The organism is Allobosea sp. LC85 (assembly GCF_000735605.1).
Lineage (GTDB): Bacteria > Pseudomonadota > Alphaproteobacteria > Rhizobiales > Beijerinckiaceae > Allobosea.
The window spans coordinates 134,603-158,608 of the sequence record NZ_JPKG01000028.1; the positions used below are offsets into that span (position 1 = coordinate 134,603).

The following is a 24,006-nucleotide window of genomic DNA, read 5'->3' on the forward strand; positions in this document are numbered from 1 at the left end:
CAGGCCTGACCGAAGCCGGCTAGACTGGTCGCGCAACAAGGACGCCTGAATGCCCGAAACGCCACCGCCTCCCGCCGTCGAACTCAGCCTCCGGCTCGACTTCTCGCCCGGCGGCCGGCTCGGCCCGGGCAAGGTCGAGTTGCTGGAAGCCGTCGAGCAGACGGGCTCGATTTCTGCTGCGGGACGGGCGATGACCATGTCCTACCGGCGAGCCTGGCTGCTGGTCGATGAACTCAACAGGATGTTCCGGCAACCGCTTGTGGAAGCCCAACCCGGCGGCAGCAAGGGCGGCGGAGCGCATCTGACTCCGCTTGGCCGCGAGGTCGTGGCGCATTACCGCGCCGTCGAGAGCAAGGCGATGAAGGCCGGCAATCTTCATATCGAGGCGCTTCGCGGGCTCATCGAGGGGCGGGTCGGCAAGTCTTGAAACGAGACAAGTCCTGAAATGAGAACAGCGCACGGTCGAACCGACCGCGCGCCGTGGAAGCCGGGCTCAGGGCTCAGCGTTCGATCATCTTGTTCCAGCGGCTGTTCCATTCCGGGCGCTTGGCGTTGATCGCATCCCAGTCCAGCGTCACCGCCGACTTCATGTTGGAATGGAAGGCCTTGAGCTTCGCCTCAGCCTCGGGTGTCGCGGTCCTCGCCTTGGTGTTCGATGGAACGCCACTACCAGTGGCCATCATCCGGCTCTGAGCATCCGCCGAGAGCACATAGGCGGCGAGCTTCTGGGCCAGATCCGGCTCGGAATTGTTGGCGATGACGCACTGTGCCACCATCAGGACGACGGCCCCCTCCTTCGGCTGGGCATACTCCACCGGGATGCCCTTGTCCTTGAGATTGGCGACAGCGGTCGGCGTCAACGGGAAGATCGCGGCTTCGCCGGTCTGGACCATCTCGGAGATCTTCGCGGAGTTCGGGATGAACTCGAGCACGTTCTTGCCGATGGTCTCGCGGAACTTGCTGAAGCCGGGCTCGACATTGCTCTCGTTGCCGCCCTGGATCCGGTTGAACATCAGGAAGCCATGCAGGCCGAAGGAGGAGGCTGAGGCCGATTGGAACACGACCTTGCCCTTGAACTTCGGATCAGCGAGATCCATCCAGGAGGTGGGCGCGGCCCAGCCCTTCTCGTCGAACATCTTCTTGTTATAGGCGAGCCCGGTCATGCCGAGGTCAACGCCGACCGCCAGGTCGTCCTTCATGCGGACGCCCGGGACGAGTTCTTCAAGCTCCGGGCCGGGCCTCAGCTTCTCGCAGAGGCCAGCGCCGGTCGCGCGCACCATGACGCCGTCATCGAGGAACATGATGTGCATCTGCGGCTTGCCCTTGGCCGCAGTCGCCTTGGCCAGGATGTCCGAGGAGGTGCCGGGCACCACGACGATCTTGACGTCATTCGCCTTCTCGAACTCGGGGAAGACGCCTTGAGTAAAGGTGCGTTCGAAATTGCCGCCATTCATGCCGACATAGAGCGTCTTGGACTGCGCCATGGCAGCGCCGGAGGCGACGACGGCGAAGGCGGCGACAGTGCTCGCCAGAGCGGTACGGCGGTTGATCATGAAAATGTCTCCCTTGGGTGTTGCGGCTCTGATGCTTCTCCCGCACCCGAGCCTCGGTCGGTGCGGGTCGAATTCGGTGCGGGCGTGAAGCGTCCGACCGTGAAGGCGTCGATGGGGGTCGTGCTGTGCCCGTCGCGGACGAGTTCGGCCAGGACCTCGCCGACGCCGGGCGCGATCTGGAAGCCGGCGCCGGTGAAGCCGAAGGCGTGGATCAGGCCGGGCGTCGTCAGGCTCGGCCCGATCACCGGGTTGCGATCGGGCATCGCACCCTCGGTGCCGCTCCAGAAGCGGATGGCGTGGGCATGGCGCAGGCCGGGGAAGAGTTCGGCCGCACGGTTCATGATGGCAAGCGCGTCCTCCCCGCGGGGGCGCGAGAAATCGCGATCATCCAGGGGCAAGGCGCGCTCACCGCCGACGACGCAATTGCCGCGCTCGACCTGCCGGGCATAGATGCCGCCGCCCTCCATGCCGATATTGGCGGTCATGACGGCCTCGAGCGGCTCGGTCACCACCATCGAGGGATAAATGCGCGCAAGCGGCACCGTCTCGCCGAATGCCGCAGCGAAGCTGTCCGCCCAGGCGCCCGCGCTGTTGATGACGAAACGCGCGCTCAGCGAAAGATCATCGCCCGCTTCCAGCGCGAAGCCCGCGCCGTTGCGCGTTACGCCCTTGACCAGCGTGTTCTCCAGCACATGGACACCGGCACGGCGCGCTGCGCTGGCAAAACCGGTCGAGACCAGTCGCGGGTTGGCGTGGCCGTCGCCGGCGCAGAAGGAGGCGCCGAACACGTCGCCGCCGACCCAGCCGAACCGCTCGCGCAGGCCGTTATGGCCAATCAGCTCCAGACCGAGCCCCTGTCCGGCAACCGCCTCGGCATAGGCTTCGAGTGCGGCCATGTCGGCCTCGTCGCGCGCGAGCTTGAGATGGCCGGAGCGCAGGAACTCGCCATCGATGCCGATCAGCGCCTGCAGCCGCGGCCAGATGGCATGCGCGCGCTGCGACAGCGGCAATTGCTCGAGCGGCCGCCCCTGGCGGCGCACGCCGCCGTAATTTACGCCGCTCGCCTGCGCGCCACAAAAGCCCTTGTCGAGCAGCGCCACCGACATGCCCATGCCGCGTAGCGCAAGAGCCGCCGAACTGCCGACCAGGCCGCCGCCAATGATGGCGACATCGACATCGAGACGCCGGCTCATTCCGGCGCCTCCGCACCCGTCTCGGCCATCGTCAGCGCGAGCGGGATCGGCTTGACCGGCGCCTGGCTCCGCAGCCGGCCGACGGCGTCGATCCGCCGGCCCGTCGCTCCGCCGAGAAGCTCAGCCGCCACGCTGCCGCAGATCCGTCCCTGGCAGCGGCCCATGCCGATCCGGCTGACGGCCTTCAGCCGGTTGAGCTCGCTGATCTCGAAATGGCCGACGGCGCGGCGAACCTCGCCGGCGCTGATCTCCTCGCAGCGGCAGACGGGTGTCTCGTCGGCAATGTCCTTCGCCCAATGCGCCGGGAACGGGAATGCAGCTTCGAGAACATCGCGGAAGCGGCCGATGCGGGAAAGCTCGCGCCCAATGGCTTCGCCGCGCTCCGGAGCATGCGGCAAGCCGCGATCCTCGAGCAGGGCCAGCGCGGCGCGCTCGCCGGTGAGCTCCGCCGCATCCGCGCCCGCAATGGCGGCGCCGTCACCCGCGAGATAGACGCCTGCTACGCTGCCCCGGCCGGCCGCATCGCGTTCAGGGAGCCAGGCACGGTCACGCTGATCGAACCGGAAGCGGCAGCCCGCGAGATCGGCGAGTTGGGTTTCCGAGCGCAGCGCCAGGCCATAGCCGATGCCATCGCAGGAGAGTGTCCGTGTCCGCGTGCCCTGGCGCCACGTGATCGCCTCGACGCGCCTCGCCCCGTCGACGCGGACATGCTCCACGCCATAATGCAGCGCGACACCGCGCAGCCTGAGTTCGGCCGTCATCCGCATGCCGCGCAAGATGACCGCGGGCTCGAGCGCAAGGCCGCGCAGCAGGTTGAGCTTCGCGTCGAAGGGCGCGGTATCCAGCACCGCAGCGACGTCGACACCGGCCTTCAGATATTGCCAGGCGACGAGATAGAGCAGCGGCCCGGAGCCAAGCAAGACGACGCGCGAGCCAATGGCGCAGCCCTGCGCCTTCAGCGCGATCTGGGCACCACCGAGGGTGAAGACGCCTGGCAAGGTCCAGCCCGGAATCGGCAGGATGCGATCGGTCGCGCCGGTTGCCAGGATCAGCCCGTCATAGGCGACTTGGCGGCTGGTTCCGGCCATCGCGACATCGGCCTTGCTGTCGCGCAGGTTCCAGAGCAGCGCTTGGGGCCAATAGTCGACCCGCCCTGCGAGTGCCGCGAAGTCGCGATGGAGTTTCTCGGCCTTTGACGCTTCGGAGCCATAGAGCGCCGTGCTGCTGCGTTCGTCGGCAACGAGCCGCTGGCGATAGATCTGGCCGCCGCAGGCGGGCGCCTCGTCGACCACGAGTGGACGCAGGCCGGCCTTAACCAGGGTCTCGGCGGCCCGGACGCCGGCGGGTCCCGCGCCAACGATGAGCGGTTGCGCACGCGCCGTCACGCCGCCCTCCCCTTGGCCGTCACGATCCGCATGCCGGCGGCGAGCGCCGTGGTGCAGGCGCGCAGGCGTTCCCCGCCTTCGAGGCGTACCCAGCAATCCTGGCAGGCGCCCATCTGGCAGAAGCCGGCACGCGGCGAAGCCGAGAACTCGCTTACGCGCAGCGCCTCGGTGCGATTGAGGATGGCGGTCAGCACGGTGTCTCCGGCCCGCCCCTCGCAAGGCTCGCCATCGAGGATGAAGGCAATGACCGGGTGGCTCTTGCGTGCGATGCGGTGAAGCAGTGGCATCGGCTCGCGCTCACTTCTGCCCGACGAGGATCTTGTCGAGCCCGAACGCGCGGTCGAGCACCAGCATCGCGCCGGCCGTCAGCGCGATCATCAGCGCCGAGACCGCCGCCATCATCGGGTCGATGGATTCGGTCGCGTACATGTACATCCGGACCGGCAGGGTCACGGTCGCCGGCGAGGTGACGAAGATCGACATGGTCAACTCGTCGAAGCTGTTGATGAAGGCGAGCAGCCAACCGCCGGTGATGCCCGGCAGGATCATCGGCGCCGTGACGCGGCGAAACACCGTCCAGTGCGAGGCGCCAAGCGTCATGGCCGCCTGTTCGGCGCTGCGATCCATGCCCGAAAGCGCCGCCAGGACCAGCCGCAGCACATAGGGCGTGACGATGATGACATGGCTGACGACCAGCCAGGTGAAGCTTCCGGTCGCGCCGATCAGGGCGAAGAGCCGCAGGAACGCGACGCCCAGCACGAGATGCGGGATGATCAGTGGCGACAGGAAGAGCGCGTTCAGCCCATCGCGGCCGGGGAAGTCGTAGCGGTCGATGGCGAGCCCGGCCGGGACGGCGAGTGCGATCGCGATCGTCGCCGACAGCGTCGCCAGCGACAGGCTGTTGACGAAGGAGGCGACGAAATCCGGGTGCACGAAGATCTCGCGGAACCAGCGCAGCGAGAAGCTGGTGGTCGGAATCGAGAGCGTGTTCTCGGGCGTGAAGGCGACGAGGCAGATGACCAGCAGCGGCGCCAGCACGAAGGCGACGACGAGCGTGTGGAAGGCGAGCGCGAGCGGACCATTCTTCTGCATGGCGCTTATCCCAAGGTCCGGCGAGCGCGGGCTTCGACCATGCGGTTATAGGCCAGCATGATGATGAGGTTCGCGACGAGCACGATGATCGCAATCGTGGCGCCAAGCGGCCAGTTCAGCTCGTGCATGAACTCGTCATAGACGAGCGTCGCCGCCATCTTGAGCCTGCGGCCGCCGAGCAGGCCAGGGATGGCGAAGGCGCTGGCCGAAAGCCCGAAGACGATCAGGCTGCCCGACAGCATGCCCATGCTGACCTGCGGCATCACCACCCGTCGCAGCGCCGTGAAACGCGAGGCGCCAAGCGTCCAGGCGGCGGCTTCGACCGAGGGATCGAGCTTCTGCAGCGACGTCCAGACCGGGATGACCATGAAGGGCAGCATGACGTGGACAAGCGCGATCACGATCGCGCTCTCGGTGTAGAGCAGCTTGACCGTGCCAAGCCCAAGCGCCTGCAGCGCCTGGTTCACCAGCCCGGTCGAGCCAAGCAGCATGCTCCAGCCAAAGGCGCGCACCACGACGGAGACGAGCAGCGGCCCAATGATCACCAGCAGGAAGACGGAGCGCCAGGGATCGCGCATCCGCGCCAGGATATAGGCCTCGGGTACACCGATCAGCGCGCAGATCAGCGTCGTCAGCGCCGCCAGACGCAGCGTCCGCCAGAAGATGCCGAGATAATAATCGTCGGTGACCACCGCGAGGTAATGCGCGAGCGTGAACTCGTTCTTGATCCCCGTGCCGTGGTCATAGACGTGGAATGACAGGATCACCGTCAGCACCAGCGGGACGATGACCAGAGCCAGGAATAGCAGGGCGCCGGGCGAGACCAGCAGCCAGGGCGTCAGCGCCGGACGGGCCCGGCTCATGCCGCGGCTCCGGCCGTCGCGGTAACGGCCTCCACCCGGAGGCTCGCTGGCATCCAGTCCAGTGCAACGGCATCACCCTCGCCTGCCGGCTCCTTGCCATGGTTGGGAACCGAGACGGAGAGCGCTCCAACCGGCGTCCCGACGGTGAAGAGCCAGTAGCTTCCAAGGAAGAAGCGATTGACGATGGTCCCGTCGAGTCGGCCCTGGCCCTGCGCCCGCAACAGGATCTTTTCAGGACGCAGCGAGAGCGCGACCGCCTGGCCGTCCGGGAAGCTCGCATCCTCGCAAGGCAGGGACATTCCGTTGATCTGCGCTGTTCCGGAAGCGCCCTGCCCCCGCCAGATGCCGTCCAGGCGGTTCATCTTGCCGACGAAGGAGGAGATGAAGGCCGTCGCCGGACGCTCATAGAGCCGGTAAGGCGCATCGATCTGGGTCATTCGCCCCTGCTCCATCACGACCACCCGGTCGCTGATCGACAAGGCTTCGGCCTGGTCATGCGTGACCATGATCGTCGTCGTACCGACCCTCTGCTGGATTCGGCGCAGTTCGAACTGCATTTCCTCGCGCAGCTTGGCGTCGAGGTTGGAAAGCGGCTCGTCGAGCAGCAGCACCGGCGGTACGATCACCAGCGCGCGCGCGATCGCGACGCGCTGGCGCTGGCCGCCCGAAAGCTGGCGCGGATAACGGTCAGCAAGCTGGGCCAGATGCACCAGCCCGAGCATCGTCTTGACGCGCTCGTCGCGCTCAGGCCTGGTGACCTTGCGCATCTCCAGGCCGAAGGAGACGTTCTGCGCCACAGTCATGTGCGGAAACAGCGCATAGCTCTGGAAGACGATGCCGAGCCCGCGCGTGTTCGGCTTCTCATGCGTGATGTCGCGCTCGTCGAGCGTGATCTTTCCGCGCGTCGGTTCGACGAGACCGGCGATCATCTGAAGCGTCGTGGTCTTGCCGCAGCCGGACGGGCCGAGCAGCGAAACGAACTCGCCCTTGGCGACGCTGAGGTCGACATCGCGCACCGCGGCGTGATCGCCATAGACCTTGCTCAGCGACGCCAGCGTCAGGAAGCCCATCTCCACCTCGCCTGGTAGGCACCCCGCGAGCGGGGCGCTGATCTGCAACGGCGCAAGGAGGTGGCAGCTGCATTCGTTCGTCAATTTTTAATTCCATAGAAAAGAATTTTAATTGACATAATTTCTATATATGGAATTTTTTTGAAAAGTAGCGAATTGCAAATTCGGGCAGTCGAATGAACGAGTCAGCCGAAGCGACATCAAGCCTGCGTCGCGCGCTCGGTCTCCTGCGTATCCTGGCGGCCGCGGATCCGGCAGGCATACGCCTGAAGGACCTTTCCGAGGCGGCCGGTTGCAGCCAGCCGACGGCGCATCGCGCCTTGCAGGACCTGATTGCCGAGGGATTTGCCGAGCAGGTCGCCGGAGGAAAGCGTTACCGGCTGGCTCTCGACTTCTTCGTACTGGCGGCCCGCGCCGGCCAGGCCAGCGGATTACGCGATCTTGCACGGCCGGTGCTGCTACGCCTCTCGGCGACGCTGCACGACACCATCTTCCTGCTGGTCCGCAACGGCTATGATGCCGTCTGCCTCGATCGGGTCGAAGGCCCGTTCCCGATCCGCTCCTTCACGGGCGATATCGGCGGCAAGGTGCCGCTCGGCATTGGACAGGGCAGTCTCGCCATTCTCGCGCATCTGCCCGAGGACGAGCGCGAGGCCGTGATCCGCTTCAACATCCCGCGCCTGCTCGATCGCGGCTTTCTTGACGAGGCGGGCCTGCGCATCGCGCTGGCCGAGGCACGCGAGCTCGGTTGGGTCAGCCTCAACACCGGGCTGATCCCGGGCATGGCCGGCCTCGGCGTGCCGGTCTTCGATGCAGAAGGCCGGGCCGTCGCAGCGCTCAGCATCGGCACTCTGGCAGAGCGCCTCAGCGACGAGCGGGGCCCGAATGTCGCGCGTATCCTGCAGCGGGAGGCCGCCGTGCTCGGCGCGAGCCTCAATCCGTTCGATATTTCGCTGCGCTATCCCTCACGCAGCCTCAGCAGCACGGCGCGCCAGTATCCCTGAGCAAACGATGCGGGCGCGATCACTCCACCTTGGTGATCGCCTCGATCTTCTCGATGCCGCCGAGCTTCGGGGCGAATGAGATCCAGACCTTGCGGGCACCGGCCTCCCAGCCTGGACGATCCTCTGGCTGGACGAGCTTGCCACCTTCGGATTGCGCCTTGGCCATCGATGCGTCCTCGTCGGCAAGGATGAGGTCGTCGAAATAGGACGTTCCTTCGGCAGCCGCCTCGGCCAGCGCCTTGCGATCATCCGCGTTAAGCCCCTTCCAGAAAGACGCCGAGACATAGACGACGCCGCTCGCCCAGATATGCCCGGTCTCGATCAGATAGGGCACGACCTCATACAGCTTGAAGCCGACATAGGCCGATTTGGTGAGGTCCATGGCATCGACGACGCCGGTTTTCAGCGCATTATAGGTTTCGGGGATCGGAATGGGCGTCGGGTAAGCGCCGAGTCCCGACCAGAGCTCGGTATGAAGCGGGCTCTGGATCACGCGGATGCGCTTGCCCTTGACCGATTCAGGCTTGGTCAGCGGTTCCTTCGCCAACAGGTGGCGCGCGCCGTAATTGATGAAACCGAGCACGACAAAGCCCTGAGCCTCGTATTTCGCCTTGAGCTCGGTGCCAAGCGCACCATCAAGCACGCGTTTGAGATGGCCACGATCGCGGAACAGGAAAGGCAGATCGAGGATCTGGCCGTCTGGCACCCAGGAAGAGAGCGCAGAGATCGTCGAGAGCGAGGCCTGGACCGAACCGAGCCTGATCCCTTCCGCAACCTCTTTCTCGCCGCCGAGCGCCGCGTTGCCGACGATGCGCAGATCGAAGCGGCCGGGCGCGGTCCTGTTCAGCGTCTCGGCGATCCTGCGCCAGATCTTCGTCTCTGGCTTGTCCTCGCCGAAGAGCGAAGCGACGGTCACAGGCCGGCCAGCGGCATCGGCAGTACGAGCAGAGAGAAGCGCCGGCGCGGCAAGCAGGCCTGCGGCGACATGGCGGCGGGTCAACGACATCAGAGGAACTCCTTGAAGGAAAGCGGGAGCGACGGCCAGACGGCTGCACCGAGTGAGAGAACGGCGAGCGCCACCAGCAGCGCGCCAAGCAGCGGCAGCACGGCGCGGAAGACCGGGCCCGCGGGAATACGCAAGATGCCGCTGACGACATAGACGAGGATGCCGAGCGGCGGCGTCAGCCCATGGATCATCAGGTTGACGACCAGAATGACGCCGAACTGGATCGGGTCGAGTCCGGCCGCGACGGCGACCGGCAACAGCAGCGGACCGAGCAGCAGGATCGCAGCGCCGATATCGAGAAAGAGCCCCGCAACCAGCAGCACGAGATTGGCGAGCAGGATCACGGCATAGGGACCGGCGCCGAAAGCGGTCACCAGCGCTGCCATCTGGTCGGAGACCCGGTCGACCGCGAGCATGAAGGCAAACGGCGCGGAGGCTCCGATCAGCAGGCCGACGGCGGCTGCCTCCGTCGCTGATTTCCGCAAGGCGGTGAAGACGGTGCGGCCGTTCAGGCTGCGCAGCGCGAGGCAGGTGACAAGCGAATAGGCCACGGCGAGCGCCGACGCTTCCGTCACGGTCACCAGGCCGAAGCGAATGCCGACGACCACGACGATCCCGAGTCCAATAGCGGGCAACGCTCCGACAAAGCTCCGTGCTCGCTCGGCACCGGTCGCCTTCGGCGCAGCATCGACGACATTGCGCACGCTGAGATGAATGCCGATGGCGAGAGCCAGCGCCAACACGGCACCGGCGATGAAACCTCCCACCAGAAGCGAGCCGACCGAGAGATTTGTCGCTGTCGCCAGCAGCAGAAAGGCGATCGAGGGCGGGATGATGTTGTCGAGCATCGAGACGCCGGCGACGATCGCGCCCGCCTGCGCCGGCGGATAGCCCCGCGCGATCAGCGTCGGCGCCATCACCTTGGCCCCGAAGGCGGCATTTGCCACCGACGAGCCCGACGCACCGGAGAACAGCACACTCGCGACGAGCACCGTCTGGGCAAGGCCCGCCCGCAGGTGCCCGACGAGCCCACCGGCAAAGCGCACGAGCCGTTCGGCAAGGCCGCCCTCGGTCAGCAACTCGCCAGCCAACAGGAAAAAGGGGACAGCGAGCAGCAGGAACTTGCTGATCCCGGAGACCGTGTTCTGCACGATCGCCGGCTCCGGGAGCAGCCCGCCAAAGGCCCCTGTCAGCGAGACGCCGGCCAGCAGGGCGAATGGCAGCGGCGCGCCAAGGATCAGGCCAAGCCCGGCAAATCCGGCGGCGATGAGGCTCGGCGGCTCGACGAAGAGCCCGGTGGCCTGCTGCGCCAGCAGATAGGAGCCGGTACCTACGGCAAGCGAAAGCGCCGACGAGAGCCAGGAGCGGTCGAACGCGGCGCGCGCCAGAACGACCAGCAGCGTCAGCCCGCCTCCGATCGCGAAGACGCCGAAGCGGAGCGACTCCGGCAGGCCCAGCACGGTCGAGACGCCACCGACCTGCGCCGCGACGCCGGCTCCGCCAAGCGCGAGCACGAGTGAGCCATGCACGGCAAAACCATCGGCAAGGATCGCCGACATGCGCTGCCCCGGGGCCGGCAGCAGGCTCACGATGACGTCAAGCCGCATGGCAAGCGCGCTGGTCGCGGCCAGCGGCGCTCCGATGGCGATCAGCGCGGCATGAAGCCAGATCGCCAGCTCGTCCGACCAGACAAAGCCGCCACCGAATACGTATCGACGAATGACAGCCGCAATGACGACGCTGAACAGGATGGCGAGCAACGCCGCGCCTGCAATCTCGAGGCCCGAGACGAGCCGCGACAAGGCGCGCTCGGCAGGGCGGCGCAGCAGCACGGGCGTTTCCGCCGTCAGATCAGTCAGAGTTGTCATCACGCGGTCGCCAAGGGCCTAGCGCAGGGGCGAGAAAGCGGTCGGCCGCAGGATACGGCTTCGCATCTCGAGAACATAGGGCGCGGCCTTGGCGCGAAAGGCCTGCCAGGCGGGGTCGGCTTCCATCGCGGCACGCCGGCGTTCGCGGTCGCCGGCATCCTCGAACCGCCACATATGGACGACCTCGTTGACCACGCCGGTATCGGTGGTGAACCAGCCGATCAGATGGCCGAGATGCGAGACCTGCAGCTCCATGCCTTCGCGGACATAAAGGTCGAGATAATCGCGCACATGGGCGGGTTTGATGGCATAGGTACGTTCGTCGAGGATCATGACTTAGCCTGCGGCTTTCGCTGAGAGGTCGCGGTCGAACAGGTTGGACCAGGTGAAGGCTGATCCTGCCCGCGCAGTTCTTGCCACGTCGAGATGCGGCAAGACCAGTTCGCCGAAGCGGTAGGCTTCCTCGAGCAACGGCATGCCGGACAGAATGAAGGTCTCGATGCCCGCCCCCTGATAGGCGCGCAACGTCCGGATCACGGTCTCGGGCGAGCCGACGATTGCGGTGCCGGGCCCAGGACGCACGAGACCCAACCCAGCCCAAAGCCCCGGAGCAATCTCGAGGTCACGCGCGAATTTGGGCTTCAACCCGCCATGCAGTGCCGTCATCTTCTGCTGCCCGACGGAATCCGTGCCGGCAACGAAGCGGGCATTGGCGGCGATGGCGGCATCGTCCATGTGATCGTGGAGATCCTGGGCCGCCGCCCAGGCCTCCTCGTCGGTCTCGCGGACGACCACATAGAGCCGAATGCCATAACCGAGCGCACGGCCATGGGCTTTGGCACGCGCCCGCACGCGCTCGACCTTCGCAGCCATCTCATCGGGGGTTTCGCCCCAGGAAAGATACGTATCGACATGCTTGGCCGCGACCTCGATCGCAGCCTCGGAAGAGCCCCCGAACCAGAGATCGGGCTGCACGATCGGAGTATCGCCCGAGAGCGCGAGCTTCGCCTCGATCGTCTCGACATGACGTCCCTTGAAGGTCACGGTTTCGCCGGCGAGGATGCGCCGGAAGACGGTGAGATACTCGTCCGCCATCACATAACGCTCGTCATGGGGCAGCGTCATGCCGTAGGCGCCGAGCATCTTGGCATCGCCCGAGACGATATTGAGCAGCAACCGTCCCTTGGAAAACTCCTGGAAAGTCGCGGCCATCTTGGCCAGAAGCACCGGCGGGATCAGCCCAGGGTGGATCGCCGCGAGGAAACGCATCCGCTCGGTGAAGGGCAGCAAGGAGGCGCCGAGAACCCAGACGTCATGCGCACCGGTCGCCAGCAGCGCGCCAGTGAAGCCGAGATGGTCATAGGCCCGTGCCAATTGTTGCAGATAGGCATGATCCATCTTGCGGGCGCCATCCTTCTTCCAGGGATAGCGGCCGTCGGGGGCGGTCAAATACCAGAGCACCTTCATGGGTTTTGTCTCGTTATTTGCAGTGATGCCTAAAGCATCGGCCCGAAAAGTGGATTGCGGTTTTCGGGAAAGCCGATGCAAAACCAGAAGGTTAGATCATCGGACCGGATACGATATCCAGTCCGACGATCTAAGCGGCATCTTCGGACCGGGAGAGGTCGAACGCTCGACGAAGAATGCCATGGCGGGCGAGGCAAGCGGCCTCCTGCTGCTGCTCGGCCAGAATAGCAGCGTCGATCGGAGCGATGCGCCAGTCGCGCGAGCGCAGAACCGCGAGCCAGCGCGCTTCATCGACATCCCCGGATGCCGAGAGCTGGCGAGCAGCCATCTCTGCATGCTCCTCCACGAAGCTTGCGACGCGCGCGAGGAGCTTGCGGAAGGCAGCGATCTCGTTCGCCCGGCGATCGAGGACCGGACGATGCGTCCAGAACAGGGAGCGATTGGGGATGACGCCTTGCGTGTCCGCCATGGCGGCAAGTCCGCCCTCCCCCAGCTCCGCATGGAGGTGAGGATCCATCACGATCCAGGCCGCGACCTCGCGCTGCCGCAGAGCCCTTGCCGAAGCGGCAGGTGAAAGATCGATGCGGTTAAAATCCGCAATGCCCAAGCCAGCCTGTTCGGCGAGATGCGCCAGCAGATAGGTATGGAACGAGCCTTCGACGAGCGCGATCCGACAGCCCGCGAGGCCGGCCAATGCGACCTCGGCATCATCCTTCCGCCTTAGGATGGCGCCATTGGCTGGGCGCGGTTGAGAGGCCGCGAGATAGACCACATCGAGCCCCAGATCCTGCGCGGTCAGCGGCGGCGTCGAGCCGGTGCCGCCGAGTTCGATCTCGCCGCTGACGAGCATTTCCCCGGTCGCGCGGCCATCGGCATACTCGACGAAGGCCCAGCGCTGGTCGCCCTCGCGCTCCGCGAGCAGACGCGCAAGGCGCAGATGCAGGTTGTTGGCATGGACCCCGACGCGAAGGCGATGGGGCGTAAGAAGACTGCTCATCTCATCCCCTCAGCCAGCCGGGAAGGCGCCTTCGAAGACACTTGCCGAAAGCGGATGGCGCTGGCTCGGAACCTCGCGGGCCTGCAGTGCCTCGGGCAATTGCGCCTTGTCGCCGACCTTGCCGATGGCGACGGCAGCCTCGACCCGATAGCCGCCGGGAACATTCAACTCCTCCGCAGCCCGTTCGAGATCGAGCCCCGCCATGCCATGCGCCTGCCAGCCCGAACGAGTCGCCTGCAATGCGAGGTGGGCCCAGGCCGCGCCGGCGTCGAAGGAATGGGTGTGGGAGGCGATTTCCTCGGCCTTGCCGGGAACGACGAGCGTCGGCTTCGAGACGACCACGACGAGCGCCGCCGCGTCCTTGGCCCATGACGCGTTGAACGCGTTCAGCAGGCCTAGCAATCGATGCCAATGCGCGGTGCCGCGCCGGGCATAGATGAAACGCCAGGGCTGGGAATTGTAGGAGGACGGCGCCCAGCGCGCGGCCTCGAACAGAGAGAGCAGCTCGGCTTCGCTGATCTGCTCGTCACTGAACGCGCGTGGGGACCACCGTTCGAGAAAAAGCGGATCGATCGCATGGTCGGCGGCTCGGTCATTGACGGTCGTCGGCATAGTCCTGATGTCCGTAGGGCAGTATTGATAAGTATGGCGTCAAAGCACTGCGGCGGGCTCGCCGCGAAGTTGCGAACTTTCGGGCAGGCACCGCCGAGGGAATGCTATCGTGACAGGTCGAGAGAGCCTTCCACCACATGCGAAGACCGCCAGAGACCACGCGTAAAGCATCCGACTTGCATCGGTTCCGGTCAATAGAATTGTCTGTTTGAACGAACGATCGATTTGGAAGATTCTTTACGAACAGGCCCTAGAAGCGAGCAACCAATTCCCGATTGCCGTCTGCCGTCGAGGAAAGCCTCCAAGAATCCAAAATCAGCCGCGCGATCACCACTCAAGAATCCGCCATGCCGAACGAATGCGATTTCGCTTTCCCCTCCCCTGACCCTCCAGCCAGGTTTCACGCCGACCGGCCCGCGGAAAATTCCGACGGCAGGCGGAACCTTTGTGTCGCTGCGGCGTTTGCGGCCAATTGTGGGAGGGTGCGGTCATGAATGGCGTGGTGTTCGCCTCGGCAGTCTTCCTGTGCGGAGGCATGGTCTCGATCCTCACCGGCAGTATTCCCACCCATGGCTTCATCGCGGAACTTGTCTGGTCAGGACTCGCGCTGGCAGGGCTGATCACCATCGCCGGCACCGAAGCCTCCAGCTGAATCCTCTCCTGTTCTGGCGTGAGAAAACCCTCTCCTACGAGGGCTCTCGCAGCTTACGGCTTCGCACGGGCCAGAGTTGAGCGTAGTGTTGTCTGCGCTGTCCGAGCCTTGTCGCCGGCATGCGGCGGATCTCGACCGGACTGAGGTGGCGGCGCGCCGTCGGCCTCGCGCCCCACTGTTCAGATGGGAGTTCGCGATGAATACAGCCAATCTGCAGCTAGAAGGCCTGCTCGTCGCCGTAGCAGAACTCACGCGCCTGCTTGTTCGCAAGGGGCTTGTCGAGGAAGCCGAGGTCGAGTGGGCGCTGGACCGCGCGGAAGCGAGCCTCCGCTCCGACCATCGACGCATGGGCCAACTCCGGGACAGCAATGCCGACGCCGTCACTTTCCCGGTACGCTTTCTCAGCGCCGCCCTGAGAAATACCGGGGACGCCCCGCTCTCCTTCTCGGAGTTGGCATGTCATGTCGGGCAGTCGAAGCCGACCCGGGCGCCGCAGCCTCCCCATCCTGCTCCCTGACATCGGCCTCGGCTTCAAATCTCCACGACCGCAACGTTGAAATGCCGCCGGCGCCGGGCTGCGTCAGCCGCTCGGCATCGCGGTGGTCAGCGGTCTCGCAGGTGTGACGCTCTTCATCACGCCGGTGCTGTTTCTCTACATGGAGCGGCTGTCGAAGGCCCTGACTATCGCAAGATGGGCGAACCCCAAACCCGCTACCGCTGCCGTGCCGGAGAGAACACGTCCGACATGATCAACGCATCGGCCGTGCTCGGGCTGAACGCGGCCGGGATATCGTAGACGAGGACAAGGCGAAGCAGCGCCTTGACGTCGACGTCATGGGGCATGGCGGCGAGCGGATCGGGAAAGAAGATCAGAACGTCGATCTTGCCCTCGGCGATCATCGCGCCGATTTGCTGATCGCCGCCCAGCGGGCCGCTCTTCACCGTCTCGACGCTGGCATCCGGGTGGCTCTGCTTCAGCACGGAGCCCGTCGTCGCCGTGGCGACAAGCCGATGCGCGCTCAGCACCTGGATGTTGCGCGTCACCCAGGCCGCAAGATCGGGCTTCTTGCGGTCATGGGCGATCAGGCCGATGCCGAGCCGTTTCGTCATGTCAGCCTTCCCTGCTCCAGCCTCGCTCGCGCTCAGACGACGCTGTCGCGCTCGGGCACGGGCTCGCCGCGCGCGACGCGAGCAATGTTGTCGAACATCCGCTTCACCGTCGGTGCGAAATTGTCGGAAGCGATCGCTGCCAGATGCGGCGTCACCACGAGATTGTCCAGCCCGAGCAACGGGCTGTCGGCCGGCAGCGGCTCGATCTCGAACACGTCCATCGCGGCGCCGGCGATTTCCCGCGCGCGCAGAGCCTCGATCAGGTCGTTCTCGGCAACGACGCCGCCGCGCGCGACATTGACGAGGACCGCCGTCTTCTTCATCGCAGCGAAGGCGGCCTTGTCGATCATGTTCGCCGTCTCCGGTGTCAGCGGGCAATGCAGTGAGACCACGTCGGACTTCGCCAGCAGTTCTGCCAGCGACGCGTGCTTCACGCCGAGCTCGGCTTCCTCGGCCGCGGAGAGCGGCTGGCGCTTCGAATACAGGATCGTGCAGCCAAAACCCTTCAGCAACTTCGCGACATTCTGCCCGATGGCGCCGAAGCCGACGATCCCGACCGTCTTGCCGGACAGGGTGAACGTATCGCCGGGCAGGCGCCCGCCACGCCAATCGCCCTTCTTGAGTTCGGCATGCCCGAAGGAAATGTGACGCAGGGCCGAGAGCATCAGGCCGAGCGTGAACTCGGCAACCGGCACGGCATTGCTGCCCGTGGTGCGAGCGACCTTGATGCCGAGCTGCTGCGCGGTCTGGGTGTCGAGATTATCGACGCCGACGCCCCATTTATGCAGCAGCTTGAGCTTCTTCGCCGCCTTCAGCACCTCGGCATTGACGCCGACCTGTCCCGCGATCGCGTAATCGGCCTCGGCGATGATCTCCTTCATGTGATCGTCGCCGCGCGCCGTGCCGTGCGTGAGGACGAAGCCGGGCGGCAGCAGCGCCCTGAGCTTGTCGGCCCGTTCGGGCGCCATGGGATCGAGGACGACGATGGTTTCTGACATGATGATGGTCCGATTGGCTTGAACTAATTCAGGCGATGGTGAAGCGGACGCCGGCGCGCGCCAGTCCGCCGGAGATCGCGACGGGTGTGCCGTCGGCACGCCAGCAGGCAGCGCCGGTGAGCGTTCCGTCGGAATTGAAGCCGATGGCATTCATGCCGCCAGCGACACGCTGCACACGAGCGATCTGGTGGCCGCGCGCCGCAAGTTCGCCGGCCACAGAATCCGGAATGGCGCTCTCGAGCTCGAGCGCCCCACCCTCGGTCCAGACGCGCGGCGCCTCGACGGCTTCCTGCAGGCTCATGCCGTGGTCGATCAGGTTGACGATCGCCTGCAGTGCCGAGGGGAAGATGCGCAAGCCGCCCGGCAGGCCGAGCGCGAAGGCAAGCTTGCCGTCGCGCAGGACCATCATCGGCGCCATCGATGTGAAGACCCGCTTGCCTGGCGCGATCGAGAGCGCGCGGCCGGGATGCGGATCGAAATTATACATGTAGTTGTTGGTCAGCATCCCGGTGCCGGGGATCTGGGTGCAGGCGCCGAACAGGCCGTTGATCGTCTGAGTGGTCGCAACCACGTTGCCAGCCGCATCCGCCACGGTGACATGGGTGGTGTTGGCGGATTCCCCAGCGCTCAGACCGGCCGCCCAGGCCTTGGTATGGGCCATGTCGATATCGGCGCGGCGCTCATCGGCATAGGCCTTGGCCGTCAGGCGCTCGATCGGCACCTTGACGAAGGCCGGGTCTGCGGTCGCCACCGCCCGATCGGCGAAGGCGATCTTCAAGGCCTCGGCGACCAGATGCACGGCATCGCTCGAGCCGAAGCCGAGCGCACCGATATCGTAGCCCTCGAGGATGTTCAGCATCTGCACGACATGGACGCCGGACGAGGATGGCGGCGGCGGACCGAGGATCTCGAAGCCGCGATAACGACCGCGCACCGGCTCGCGCTCGATCACCTTGAAGGCGGCGAGGTCTGCCTGGTCGATCAACCCGCCATTGGCCGCCATGAAGGAGGTCAGCGCCGAGCCGAGCGGGCCGTCATAGAGCGCGGAGGGACCGGTCTCGGCGATCAGCCGCAGGCTTGCGGCATAATCGCCCTGAACCAGGCGCTCACCCGCCGGCAGCGCCTTGCCGCCGGGCAGGAACAGTTTCGCGAGGCCTGGATCGCGTGCGAGATCCGGCGCGCAGTCCGCGATGCAATCGGAGAGATAGGGGCTAACCACGAAGCCGCGTTCGGCCAGTCGGATCGCGGGCTGGAGCACATCGGCGAGCGGCAGCGTGCCGAAGCGCGCCAAAGCCTCGCACCAGCCGGCGAGCGCACCGGGAACCGCGACGGCCTTGGGGCCAACGAGGTTCTCGCGGTCACGCGTATCGCGCGCCTTGCCGACCTCGTGCGACAGCGCCTCATACATGTCGGCGCTGGCTTTGCCGGGCGCCGTCGAGAGCCCGTCAAGCACGAGATGGCGACCATCAGCCAGCCGGATATGGGCAACGCCGCCACCGAGCACGCCGACCATCATCGGTTCGACGACGGTCAACGCGAACAGCGAGGCGATGGCCGCGTCGATGGCATTGCCGCCCGCGAGCAGCATCTGCGATCCCGCTGCCGAGGCGAGCGGGTGATTGGTGACGACCATGCCGCGCGAGCCGGTGGCCGACAGCTTCTCGCAGGTGAAATTGGCGACGCGCGGGGCGCGCAGCTGGGCGTTCATCGTGCTTGTCCTCAGCCGTTCTGCTTCAGCGCCTCGAGCACCATCCTGGTGGCGCCGGAGATGTCGCCGAGCTTCTCGCCGGCCTTGACGCGCGCCTGGCTGCGCTCGCCGCGCTCCTGCCGGGCCAATGCCGCATCGGCAATCGCTTCGGCCTCTCCTGCCGGCAGCACCAGCACGCCGGACTCGTCCGCGAGGATGATGTCTCCGGCCTTCACCGCGACATTGCCGCAGGAGATCGGCAGGTTCAGCGTGCCGCCGAGATTGTAGAGCCGGGTCGTGATCGGCGACATGCCGCGGCACCACATCGGGAAATCGCTGTCTTCGATCTCGGTCAGATCCGTGCAGGGACCATCGACGATGCCACCGATCGCGCCGGCCGCCTTGGCCGCCACGGTGACGCCACCGCCCCAGCAGGCATGCTTGTCATCGCCGAGCCGGTCGACCACGAGAATGTCCCCAGGGCGCAGAAGCCCGAGCGTGTGATGCAGCAGCGTCGAATCCTGGCCGGGAATGGCGAGCGTCACGGCCGCGCCGGCGATGCGCTTGTTGCGCAGCAAGGGCTGGATGCCGCGGTCCATGAACCCCCAGTGCTGGGAATGGCCGATGGTGGCGGTTTCGACTCGGCTGAGCTTCTCCGCGAGTGCCGGCGAGATCTGCGGCGGCATGGGTTCGATGCGGTAGTCGGGCATGGCTTTCTCCTATTGGCCGACGGCGCGCGCGACGCCGACGAGACGTTCGACCAGAACGACGATGATGAGGGTCGCGACGATCAGGATCACCGACAGGGCCGCGACGAGTGGATCGGTGCGTCCCTCGACATAGCGCACCATCTCGACCGGCAGCGTCGAAGCGCGCGGACCAGAGAGGAAGAGCGAGATCACGGTCTCGTCGAAGGAGAGCAGGAAGGACAGGGCGCCGCAGGCAATCAGGCCGGGCGTGGCAAGCGGCAACGTCACGCGCCAGATCACGCGCCAGGGCTTGGCCCCCAATGTCGCGGCAGCCGCCTCGATATCATCCGGCAACGTCGAGAACGCCGTCGTCATCATCCGGATCACGAAGGGCAGCGTCACGGTCATGTGGCCGAGCACAAGTCCGGGCAAGGTCGCAGTCAGCCTGAGCGGCGTGAAGAACAGCAGAAGCGCGAGGCCGACAATCAAGGTGGGCAGCAGCAACGGCGCGAGGAAGAAGTTCTTCAGCGCCTCCTGGCCACGGAACCGCCCCTTGTCCAACGCCAGCGCCGCCGGCACGCCAAGCAGCAGCGACAGTGCCGTGACCACACAGGCGATCTGCGCGCTGAGGACGACGGCGTTCAGGAGCGGGGTGTTCGAGGCGAGTTGCCGGAACCAGCGCAGCGAATAGCCGGACGGCGGGAACAGGATGAAATTGTCCGCCGAGAAGGCGAGTGCCACGACAACAACGATCGGCGCCAGGATCAGGGCGTAGACGATGCCCGCAAGGGTCGAGAGGACGGGGCCGGCGCCATTCATCCCTGCAGTCTCCGTGCCGCGACATTGGTGAGCACGAGCAGCGCCAGCAGCAGCATGAGCGTATAGATCGCCAACACGGCGGCGACAGGCCAGTTGGTGTTCGTCGTGGCCTGCTCGAAGATCTCCGTCGCCAGCACGAAGACGCGACCGCCGCCAAGCAGTTTCGGCGTGATATAGGCCGACATCGAGAGCACAAAGCCCAGGCCCGCCGCGAGCGCGAGCGCCGGCAGGCTCAGCGGCAAGGTGACCCGCAGGAAAGTGCGGAGCGGCGTGCAGCCCAGGCTGCGCGCGGCCTCCTCCAGCGTGCGGTCCAGCCGGCCGAAACCGGCGAGGAGCGCGAGGATCATATAGGGCATGATGCTCTCGGCGAGACCGATGGTGACGCCCGTCCAGTTGAAGACGAGGCGCATCGGCGCCGAGATCAGCCCCAACCACTGAGCAAATGAGTTGACGAGCCCGCGATCCCCCAGGATGGCGAGCCAGCCGAAGACGCGCACCACGCCGGAGACCAGCATCGGCATGATCGCGATCACGGCTAGCAGACCGCGAAAGCGTGACTGCGTTCGGAACAAGAACAGAGAGACCGGATAGGCTAGGCACAGCGCGATCAGCGTCGCGCTCAGCGAGAGCCAGAGCGAGTTGAGCGTGAGTTCGATCGTGAAGGAATCGGCGAGGACTTCACCGGTCGTCTTGAGCGACCAGGCCTCGATCATCGCCCCCGTCGGCCCAACCTCGTTGAAGGCGGTGCGGAACAGACCCAGCGTCGGCCACAGATAGACGGCGAGAAGAAAGAGCGCCGCCGGGATAACCAGCAGTGGCAGGCGCATGCCGGCGGTCATGCTGCCTCGCGCGGGAAGAGCAGCGTGTCTCCGGCCTGCCAGAGCACGGCGACCTCGGTGCCATCCGCTGGGGGCTTCGTGCCGGATTGCATCTCGACGCTGAGCTGCCCCCCTGCCCCCTCGACGATGATTTCGACATGATCCCCGACGAAGACGCTGCGCAGGACCCGGCCGGTCAGCCGAACCATGCCCTCGCCCGCCGGCTCGCCGGTTGCGGCCAGCCGGATGCGCTGCGGCCGTACGAAGACGTCGACGTCGCCGCCGGCCGGAGCTTTGGCCGGCAGCGGCACGCCCCAGACGCTGACGGCGCCTGCCCCATCCCGCATGGCCGGCAGCACATTGGCGCGCCCGACGAAATCGGCGACGAAGCGGGTCGCAGGCCGCTCGTAGATATCCTCCGGCGTGCCGATCTGTTCGATCCGCCCGCGCTTCATCACCGCGATCCGATCGCACATCGTCAGCGCCTCGACCTGGTCGTGAGTGACGAAGAGCGTGGTGATGCCGAGCGAGCGCTGGATGTCACGGATCTCGTGGCGCATCGCGTCGCGCAGCTTGGCATCGAGATTGGACAGGGATTCGTCGAGCAGCAGCACGGACGGACGAATGACGAGCGCCCGCGCCAACGCCACACGCTGCTGCTGCCCCCCGGACAATTCGCGTGGGCGCCTGCCCTCGAGGCCGGCAAGGCGCACCATGCCGAGCGCCTCGTCAACACGGCGGGACGTCTCAGCGCGCGGCACCCGCCTTTCCTCGAGGCCGAATCCGACATTGCGGGCAACGTTCAGATGCGGAAACAGCGCATAGGACTGGAAGACATAGCCCATGTTGCGCTTGTGCGCCGGCTGGCGCGTGATCTCGGCGCCGTCGAGGCGGATCGAACCTGCGTCGGGATCGATCAGGCCGGCAAGCATGCGCAGCGTCGTGGTCTTGCCGCAGCCGGAGGGGCCGAGGAGAGCGACGGCCTCGCCCTTCTCGACCGAAAGCGCGACATCGTCGACGGCGACGGAATCGCGATAGCGCTTCTGCAGGCCGGCGAGTTCGAGATAGCTCATGGCAGGCTGCGATCCCGGCTCAGCGACCTGCCGCCGCGATGACTTCGCGCCGCCAGCGATTGTTCCACTGGTCGCGCATCTTCAGGACCTCGTTCCAGTCGACGCCGATCATGCGGCCCCGGCTTTCGGGGGCTGCGGCGGTGCGCGCCAGCGCCTTGGCGTCGACCGCCGCCTTGGCGTTGGTCGGCGCATAGAACATCCGCTCGGTGAAGGCCTTCTGCGCGCCTTGCGCCAACGCGAAATTGACGAAGGCGATCGCGGCGGCCCGGTTCTTCGAACCGGCAGTCAGATTGATGGTGTTGATCTGGAAGACCGATCCTTCGGGCGGCAACAACGCGCCGATCTTGCCGCCGGTCTGATCGCCATAGAGCTGCGCACGCGCGTTCCAGCCGGTCGCGACCTTCACCACCCCGTTCAGGATCAATGAATAGCCATCCGGGTTGGGCTCAAAGGTGTTCACCGAAGGCGCCAGGGCACGCAGCTTCTTGATCGCCGCATCGATCGACTTGCGGTAGTCGCCGCCTTCCATTTTCTCGACCATCGCGGTGAGCGCGAGGCCCTGGATGTTCGGCGGCGCCGATATCGCGAGCTGCCCCTTGAGGTCCGGCCGCCAGAGGTCGGCGAGCTTCTCGATCGGCGGCTTCAGATTCTGCGTATCATAGACGAGCACGAGATGGTCGAAGGTCACGGCCGGGCCGTAATCGCCTCCGGCCGCGCGGGCCTCCGGGTGGAGTTCGTTCAGCGATGGTACTTCGGCGGGGGTCAGCTTCTCGAACAGCCCCTCGATATTGCCGATGCTGGACGTGGTGACGTCCATGATCGCGACATCGACCTGCGGATCAGCCTTCTGGGCTCGGACGCTGCCGACCATCTGGGCCGAGGTGCCGCCGGGCACATAGTTCACCTTCACGCCCGGAAAGGCCTGCTGGAACGGCTCGACCACCGCCTTCACATAATTGTCCTGGAAGATGCCGGCATAGGACATCAGCGTGATCGGGCCGCTGAGACCCTGGGCCCTGACGAGAGCCGGGGCAGCAAGCGTCGCAAGCCCGGTCTGGAGAACAAGACGACGTGTCGGCATGGAAGCTTCCCCTCTTGTCATGGCCACATTCGAGGCGGCCGCACTGTCGTAGCCAGCACCCGCTGGCTTGTCATGGCGCGGCGGCGCTGGAGACCCATGCGCCGCCGTCTGGACATTATCGAGTCAGGCTCAGCCGTCGACCTTGCTGGCAAAATGAGCCACGAAGCGGGCGCAGATCTCGGTGAGCTTCTCGGAGAGCGCAGCCCCCGTCTCGGCCGAGCACAGCTTCGGATCGCCCTTGGCGACGCCGAGATTGTAGACCTCGTCATACTCGTTGGGCATCGCCACCTCGGCGCCCTCGAAACTCGCCGTGCCAAGCCCGGTGAACTGCAGGTCGAGCACCGGATCGCGCTTCAGCGGCTGGCCGGCCGGGATCAGGTCCTTGCGCATCAGCTCCGGGAACAGGTGCAGCCCGAGGCTGGTCAGCGGATCGGCACCATGTCCGGCCACCGCCGCCGCCTTCTCCGCCCCGAGAATGCCCGGCAGCAGCCCGTAGGCGATACGCCAGAGATAGAGGCTCGGCAGGACGATCTGCTCGCGCTGGTAAAGCTCGCGCGCGACATCGGAGATCGGGCCGACATTGCCGCCATGGCCGTTGATCACGATGATGCGGGTCAGGCCATTGCGATGCAGCGAATCCACCATCTCGGCGATCACGGCCGTCAAGGTCGACTGCGAGATGGCGATGCCGCCGACCATCGCACCGAACCAGTCGGCGCCGCCGAAGGGCAGGACCGGAGCAACCAGCGTGCGCACGCCGCGTTCCGAGGCGCGGATGGCCGCGAGCTCGGCGATCTTCTCGGCGAGGAGATAGTCGCCCATCGGCGCGTGCGGGCCCTGATCCTCATGGCTGCCCATCGGCAGCAGGATGACGGGGTTCTCTTCGAGGATCTCCCGTGCCTCTCCGCCGGTGATCGTGCCCATGTGAACGAGGGGAGTTGTCTTGGTGGCCATTGGCTTCATCCTGGA

General features: G+C 66.0%; 26 protein-coding genes. 4 read left to right on the plus strand and 22 right to left on the minus strand.

Annotation, left to right across the window (positions count from 1 at the left end):
- The first annotated feature begins 49 nt into the window (after nt 1–49).
- Nucleotides 50–427, plus strand: a complete 378-nt coding sequence (locus FG93_RS14230; protein WP_043235361.1) for a winged helix-turn-helix domain-containing protein — start codon at nt 50–52, stop codon at nt 425–427.
- Nucleotides 428–500: 73 nt separating this feature from the next.
- Here the strand turns inward: FG93_RS14230 and FG93_RS14235 are convergent, their stop codons facing one another.
- From FG93_RS14235 to FG93_RS14265, 7 genes are read right to left on the minus strand one after another with little or no spacing between them, the layout of a single operon-like run.
- Nucleotides 501–1,553: an ABC transporter substrate-binding protein gene (locus FG93_RS14235; protein ID WP_043235363.1), complete on the minus strand. Its 1,053-nt coding sequence runs from the start codon at nt 1,551–1,553 to the stop codon at nt 501–503.
- Nucleotides 1,550–2,746, minus strand: coding sequence for an FAD-binding oxidoreductase (locus FG93_RS14240; protein ID WP_043235365.1), 1,197 nt, complete (start codon nt 2,744–2,746; stop codon nt 1,550–1,552). Before FG93_RS14240 ends, FG93_RS14235 begins: the two co-directional genes overlap by 4 nt.
- Nucleotides 2,743–4,131, minus strand: a complete 1,389-nt coding sequence (locus FG93_RS14245) for an NAD(P)/FAD-dependent oxidoreductase (RefSeq protein ID WP_043235367.1) — start codon at nt 4,129–4,131, stop codon at nt 2,743–2,745. Before FG93_RS14245 ends, FG93_RS14240 begins: the two co-directional genes overlap by 4 nt.
- On the minus strand, nt 4,128–4,418 hold the full coding sequence (locus FG93_RS14250) for a (2Fe-2S)-binding protein (protein ID WP_043235369.1): 291 nt from the start codon (nt 4,416–4,418) through the stop codon (nt 4,128–4,130). Before FG93_RS14250 ends, FG93_RS14245 begins: the two co-directional genes overlap by 4 nt.
- A gap of 10 nt (nt 4,419–4,428) precedes the next feature.
- Nucleotides 4,429–5,223, minus strand: a complete 795-nt coding sequence (locus tag FG93_RS14255; RefSeq protein ID WP_043235370.1) for an ABC transporter permease — start codon at nt 5,221–5,223, stop codon at nt 4,429–4,431.
- A 5-nt stretch (nt 5,224–5,228) separates the two neighbouring features.
- Complete coding sequence (locus FG93_RS14260; RefSeq protein WP_043235372.1) at nt 5,229–6,086, minus strand: ABC transporter permease; 858 nt, start codon at nt 6,084–6,086, stop codon at nt 5,229–5,231.
- On the minus strand, nt 6,083–7,156 hold the full coding sequence (locus tag FG93_RS14265; protein WP_043235603.1) for an ABC transporter ATP-binding protein: 1,074 nt from the start codon (nt 7,154–7,156) through the stop codon (nt 6,083–6,085). Before FG93_RS14265 ends, FG93_RS14260 begins: the two co-directional genes overlap by 4 nt.
- Before the next feature lie 176 nt (nt 7,157–7,332).
- On the opposite strand from FG93_RS14265, the gene FG93_RS14270 reads away from it, so the two are divergent.
- Complete coding sequence (locus FG93_RS14270; RefSeq protein WP_043235374.1) at nt 7,333–8,160, plus strand: IclR family transcriptional regulator; 828 nt, start codon at nt 7,333–7,335, stop codon at nt 8,158–8,160.
- Nucleotides 8,161–8,179: 19 nt separating this feature from the next.
- Here the strand turns inward: FG93_RS14270 and FG93_RS14275 are convergent, their stop codons facing one another.
- From FG93_RS14275 to FG93_RS14300, 6 genes are all read right to left on the minus strand, one after another.
- Nucleotides 8,180–9,166, minus strand: a complete 987-nt coding sequence (locus FG93_RS14275) for a TRAP transporter substrate-binding protein (protein ID WP_043235376.1) — start codon at nt 9,164–9,166, stop codon at nt 8,180–8,182.
- Complete coding sequence (locus FG93_RS14280) at nt 9,166–11,034, minus strand: TRAP transporter large permease subunit (protein ID WP_052513755.1); 1,869 nt, start codon at nt 11,032–11,034, stop codon at nt 9,166–9,168. Before FG93_RS14280 ends, FG93_RS14275 begins: the two co-directional genes overlap by 1 nt.
- Nucleotides 11,035–11,052: 18 nt before the next feature.
- A complete protein-coding gene (locus FG93_RS14285; protein WP_043235378.1) occupies nt 11,053–11,367 on the minus strand; it encodes an NIPSNAP family protein in 315 nt (104 codons plus the stop codon).
- A 3-nt stretch (nt 11,368–11,370) separates the two neighbouring features.
- Entirely contained in the window at nt 11,371–12,501 is a 1,131-nt protein-coding gene (locus tag FG93_RS14290) for an LLM class flavin-dependent oxidoreductase (protein ID WP_043235379.1), read from the minus strand.
- A gap of 130 nt (nt 12,502–12,631) precedes the next feature.
- Complete coding sequence (locus FG93_RS14295; protein WP_043235382.1) at nt 12,632–13,498, minus strand: ABC transporter substrate-binding protein; 867 nt, start codon at nt 13,496–13,498, stop codon at nt 12,632–12,634.
- 9 nt (nt 13,499–13,507) lie between these two features.
- Complete coding sequence (locus FG93_RS14300) at nt 13,508–14,110, minus strand: nitroreductase family protein (protein WP_043235384.1); 603 nt, start codon at nt 14,108–14,110, stop codon at nt 13,508–13,510.
- A 490-nt stretch (nt 14,111–14,600) separates the two neighbouring features.
- Here FG93_RS14300 and FG93_RS32895 point away from each other — a divergent pair, with 490 nt between their 5' ends.
- The gene (locus tag FG93_RS32895; protein WP_161783821.1) at nt 14,601–14,762 is read left to right on the plus strand and encodes a hypothetical protein; all 162 of its coding nucleotides are present in this window, start codon (nt 14,601–14,603) and stop codon (nt 14,760–14,762) included.
- A 196-nt stretch (nt 14,763–14,958) separates the two neighbouring features.
- Entirely contained in the window at nt 14,959–15,279 is a 321-nt protein-coding gene (locus tag FG93_RS31840) for a hypothetical protein (RefSeq protein ID WP_081881546.1), read from the plus strand.
- 194 nt (nt 15,280–15,473) lie between these two features.
- Here FG93_RS31840 and FG93_RS14305 read toward each other — a convergent pair whose 3' ends face one another.
- The 9 genes from FG93_RS14305 to FG93_RS14345 form a co-directional block, all read right to left on the minus strand.
- Nucleotides 15,474–15,872 carry a methylglyoxal synthase gene (locus FG93_RS14305; RefSeq protein ID WP_043235386.1) on the minus strand — a complete coding sequence of 133 codons (399 nt, stop codon included), beginning with the start codon at nt 15,870–15,872 and terminating at the stop codon, nt 15,474–15,476.
- Between the two features lie 32 nt (nt 15,873–15,904).
- Entirely contained in the window at nt 15,905–16,870 is a 966-nt protein-coding gene (locus tag FG93_RS14310) for a 2-hydroxyacid dehydrogenase (RefSeq protein ID WP_043235387.1), read from the minus strand.
- Nucleotides 16,871–16,898: 28 nt separating this feature from the next.
- Nucleotides 16,899–18,578 carry a gamma-glutamyltransferase gene (gene ggt, locus FG93_RS14315; protein WP_043235390.1) on the minus strand — a complete coding sequence of 560 codons (1,680 nt, stop codon included), beginning with the start codon at nt 18,576–18,578 and terminating at the stop codon, nt 16,899–16,901.
- 11 nt (nt 18,579–18,589) lie between these two features.
- Nucleotides 18,590–19,267 carry an RraA family protein gene (locus FG93_RS14320; RefSeq protein ID WP_043235392.1) on the minus strand — a complete coding sequence of 226 codons (678 nt, stop codon included), beginning with the start codon at nt 19,265–19,267 and terminating at the stop codon, nt 18,590–18,592.
- Between the two features lie 9 nt (nt 19,268–19,276).
- On the minus strand, nt 19,277–20,065 hold the full coding sequence (locus FG93_RS14325; RefSeq protein WP_043235393.1) for an ABC transporter permease: 789 nt from the start codon (nt 20,063–20,065) through the stop codon (nt 19,277–19,279).
- Nucleotides 20,062–20,904 (minus strand): ABC transporter permease, encoded by an 843-nt coding sequence (locus FG93_RS14330; RefSeq protein ID WP_052513756.1) that lies wholly within the window; start codon nt 20,902–20,904, stop codon nt 20,062–20,064. The genes FG93_RS14325 and FG93_RS14330 overlap by 4 nt, the downstream gene beginning before the upstream one ends.
- Entirely contained in the window at nt 20,901–21,956 is a 1,056-nt protein-coding gene (locus tag FG93_RS14335; RefSeq protein ID WP_043235394.1) for an ABC transporter ATP-binding protein, read from the minus strand. Before FG93_RS14335 ends, FG93_RS14330 begins: the two co-directional genes overlap by 4 nt.
- Nucleotides 21,957–21,975: 19 nt before the next feature.
- Nucleotides 21,976–23,037: an extracellular solute-binding protein gene (locus tag FG93_RS14340; protein ID WP_043235396.1), complete on the minus strand. Its 1,062-nt coding sequence runs from the start codon at nt 23,035–23,037 to the stop codon at nt 21,976–21,978.
- Nucleotides 23,038–23,166: 129 nt separating this feature from the next.
- The gene (locus FG93_RS14345; RefSeq protein WP_043235399.1) at nt 23,167–23,991 is read right to left on the minus strand and encodes a creatininase family protein; all 825 of its coding nucleotides are present in this window, start codon (nt 23,989–23,991) and stop codon (nt 23,167–23,169) included.
- Nucleotides 23,992–24,006 lie beyond the last annotated feature (15 nt).

What these genes read in the sequence shown, in the direction of transcription:
- FG93_RS14230 (WP_043235361.1), top strand. Translation starts at nt 50, where the DNA reads ATGCCCGAAACGCCACCGCCTCCCGCCGTCGAACTCAGCCTCCGGCTC.
- FG93_RS14235 (WP_043235363.1), bottom strand. Translation starts at nt 1,553, where the DNA reads ATGATCAACCGCCGTACCGCTCTGGCGAGCACTGTCGCCGCCTTCGCC.
- FG93_RS14240 (WP_043235365.1), bottom strand. Translation starts at nt 2,746, where the DNA reads ATGAGCCGGCGTCTCGATGTCGATGTCGCCATCATTGGCGGCGGCCTG.
- FG93_RS14250 (WP_043235369.1), bottom strand. Translation starts at nt 4,418, where the DNA reads ATGCCACTGCTTCACCGCATCGCACGCAAGAGCCACCCGGTCATTGCC.
- FG93_RS14255 (WP_043235370.1), bottom strand. Translation starts at nt 5,223, where the DNA reads ATGCAGAAGAATGGTCCGCTCGCGCTCGCCTTCCACACGCTCGTCGTC.
- FG93_RS14260 (WP_043235372.1), bottom strand. Translation starts at nt 6,086, where the DNA reads ATGAGCCGGGCCCGTCCGGCGCTGACGCCCTGGCTGCTGGTCTCGCCC.
- FG93_RS14265 (WP_043235603.1), bottom strand. Translation starts at nt 7,156, where the DNA reads ATGGGCTTCCTGACGCTGGCGTCGCTGAGCAAGGTCTATGGCGATCAC.
- FG93_RS14270 (WP_043235374.1), top strand. Translation starts at nt 7,333, where the DNA reads ATGAACGAGTCAGCCGAAGCGACATCAAGCCTGCGTCGCGCGCTCGGT.
- FG93_RS14275 (WP_043235376.1), bottom strand. Translation starts at nt 9,166, where the DNA reads ATGTCGTTGACCCGCCGCCATGTCGCCGCAGGCCTGCTTGCCGCGCCG.
- FG93_RS14280 (WP_052513755.1), bottom strand. Translation starts at nt 11,034, where the DNA reads ATGACAACTCTGACTGATCTGACGGCGGAAACGCCCGTGCTGCTGCGC.
- FG93_RS14285 (WP_043235378.1), bottom strand. Translation starts at nt 11,367, where the DNA reads ATGATCCTCGACGAACGTACCTATGCCATCAAACCCGCCCATGTGCGC.
- FG93_RS14290 (WP_043235379.1), bottom strand. Translation starts at nt 12,501, where the DNA reads ATGAAGGTGCTCTGGTATTTGACCGCCCCCGACGGCCGCTATCCCTGG.
- FG93_RS14295 (WP_043235382.1), bottom strand. Translation starts at nt 13,498, where the DNA reads ATGAGCAGTCTTCTTACGCCCCATCGCCTTCGCGTCGGGGTCCATGCC.
- FG93_RS14300 (WP_043235384.1), bottom strand. Translation starts at nt 14,110, where the DNA reads ATGCCGACGACCGTCAATGACCGAGCCGCCGACCATGCGATCGATCCG.
- FG93_RS32895 (WP_161783821.1), top strand. Translation starts at nt 14,601, where the DNA reads ATGAATGGCGTGGTGTTCGCCTCGGCAGTCTTCCTGTGCGGAGGCATG.
- FG93_RS31840 (WP_081881546.1), top strand. Translation starts at nt 14,959, where the DNA reads ATGAATACAGCCAATCTGCAGCTAGAAGGCCTGCTCGTCGCCGTAGCA.
- FG93_RS14305 (WP_043235386.1), bottom strand. Translation starts at nt 15,872, where the DNA reads ATGACGAAACGGCTCGGCATCGGCCTGATCGCCCATGACCGCAAGAAG.
- FG93_RS14310 (WP_043235387.1), bottom strand. Translation starts at nt 16,870, where the DNA reads ATGTCAGAAACCATCGTCGTCCTCGATCCCATGGCGCCCGAACGGGCC.
- ggt (WP_043235390.1), bottom strand. Translation starts at nt 18,578, where the DNA reads ATGAACGCCCAGCTGCGCGCCCCGCGCGTCGCCAATTTCACCTGCGAG.
- FG93_RS14320 (WP_043235392.1), bottom strand. Translation starts at nt 19,267, where the DNA reads ATGCCCGACTACCGCATCGAACCCATGCCGCCGCAGATCTCGCCGGCA.
- FG93_RS14325 (WP_043235393.1), bottom strand. Translation starts at nt 20,065, where the DNA reads ATGAATGGCGCCGGCCCCGTCCTCTCGACCCTTGCGGGCATCGTCTAC.
- FG93_RS14330 (WP_052513756.1), bottom strand. Translation starts at nt 20,904, where the DNA reads ATGACCGCCGGCATGCGCCTGCCACTGCTGGTTATCCCGGCGGCGCTC.
- FG93_RS14335 (WP_043235394.1), bottom strand. Translation starts at nt 21,956, where the DNA reads ATGAGCTATCTCGAACTCGCCGGCCTGCAGAAGCGCTATCGCGATTCC.
- FG93_RS14340 (WP_043235396.1), bottom strand. Translation starts at nt 23,037, where the DNA reads ATGCCGACACGTCGTCTTGTTCTCCAGACCGGGCTTGCGACGCTTGCT.
- FG93_RS14345 (WP_043235399.1), bottom strand. Translation starts at nt 23,991, where the DNA reads ATGGCCACCAAGACAACTCCCCTCGTTCACATGGGCACGATCACCGGC.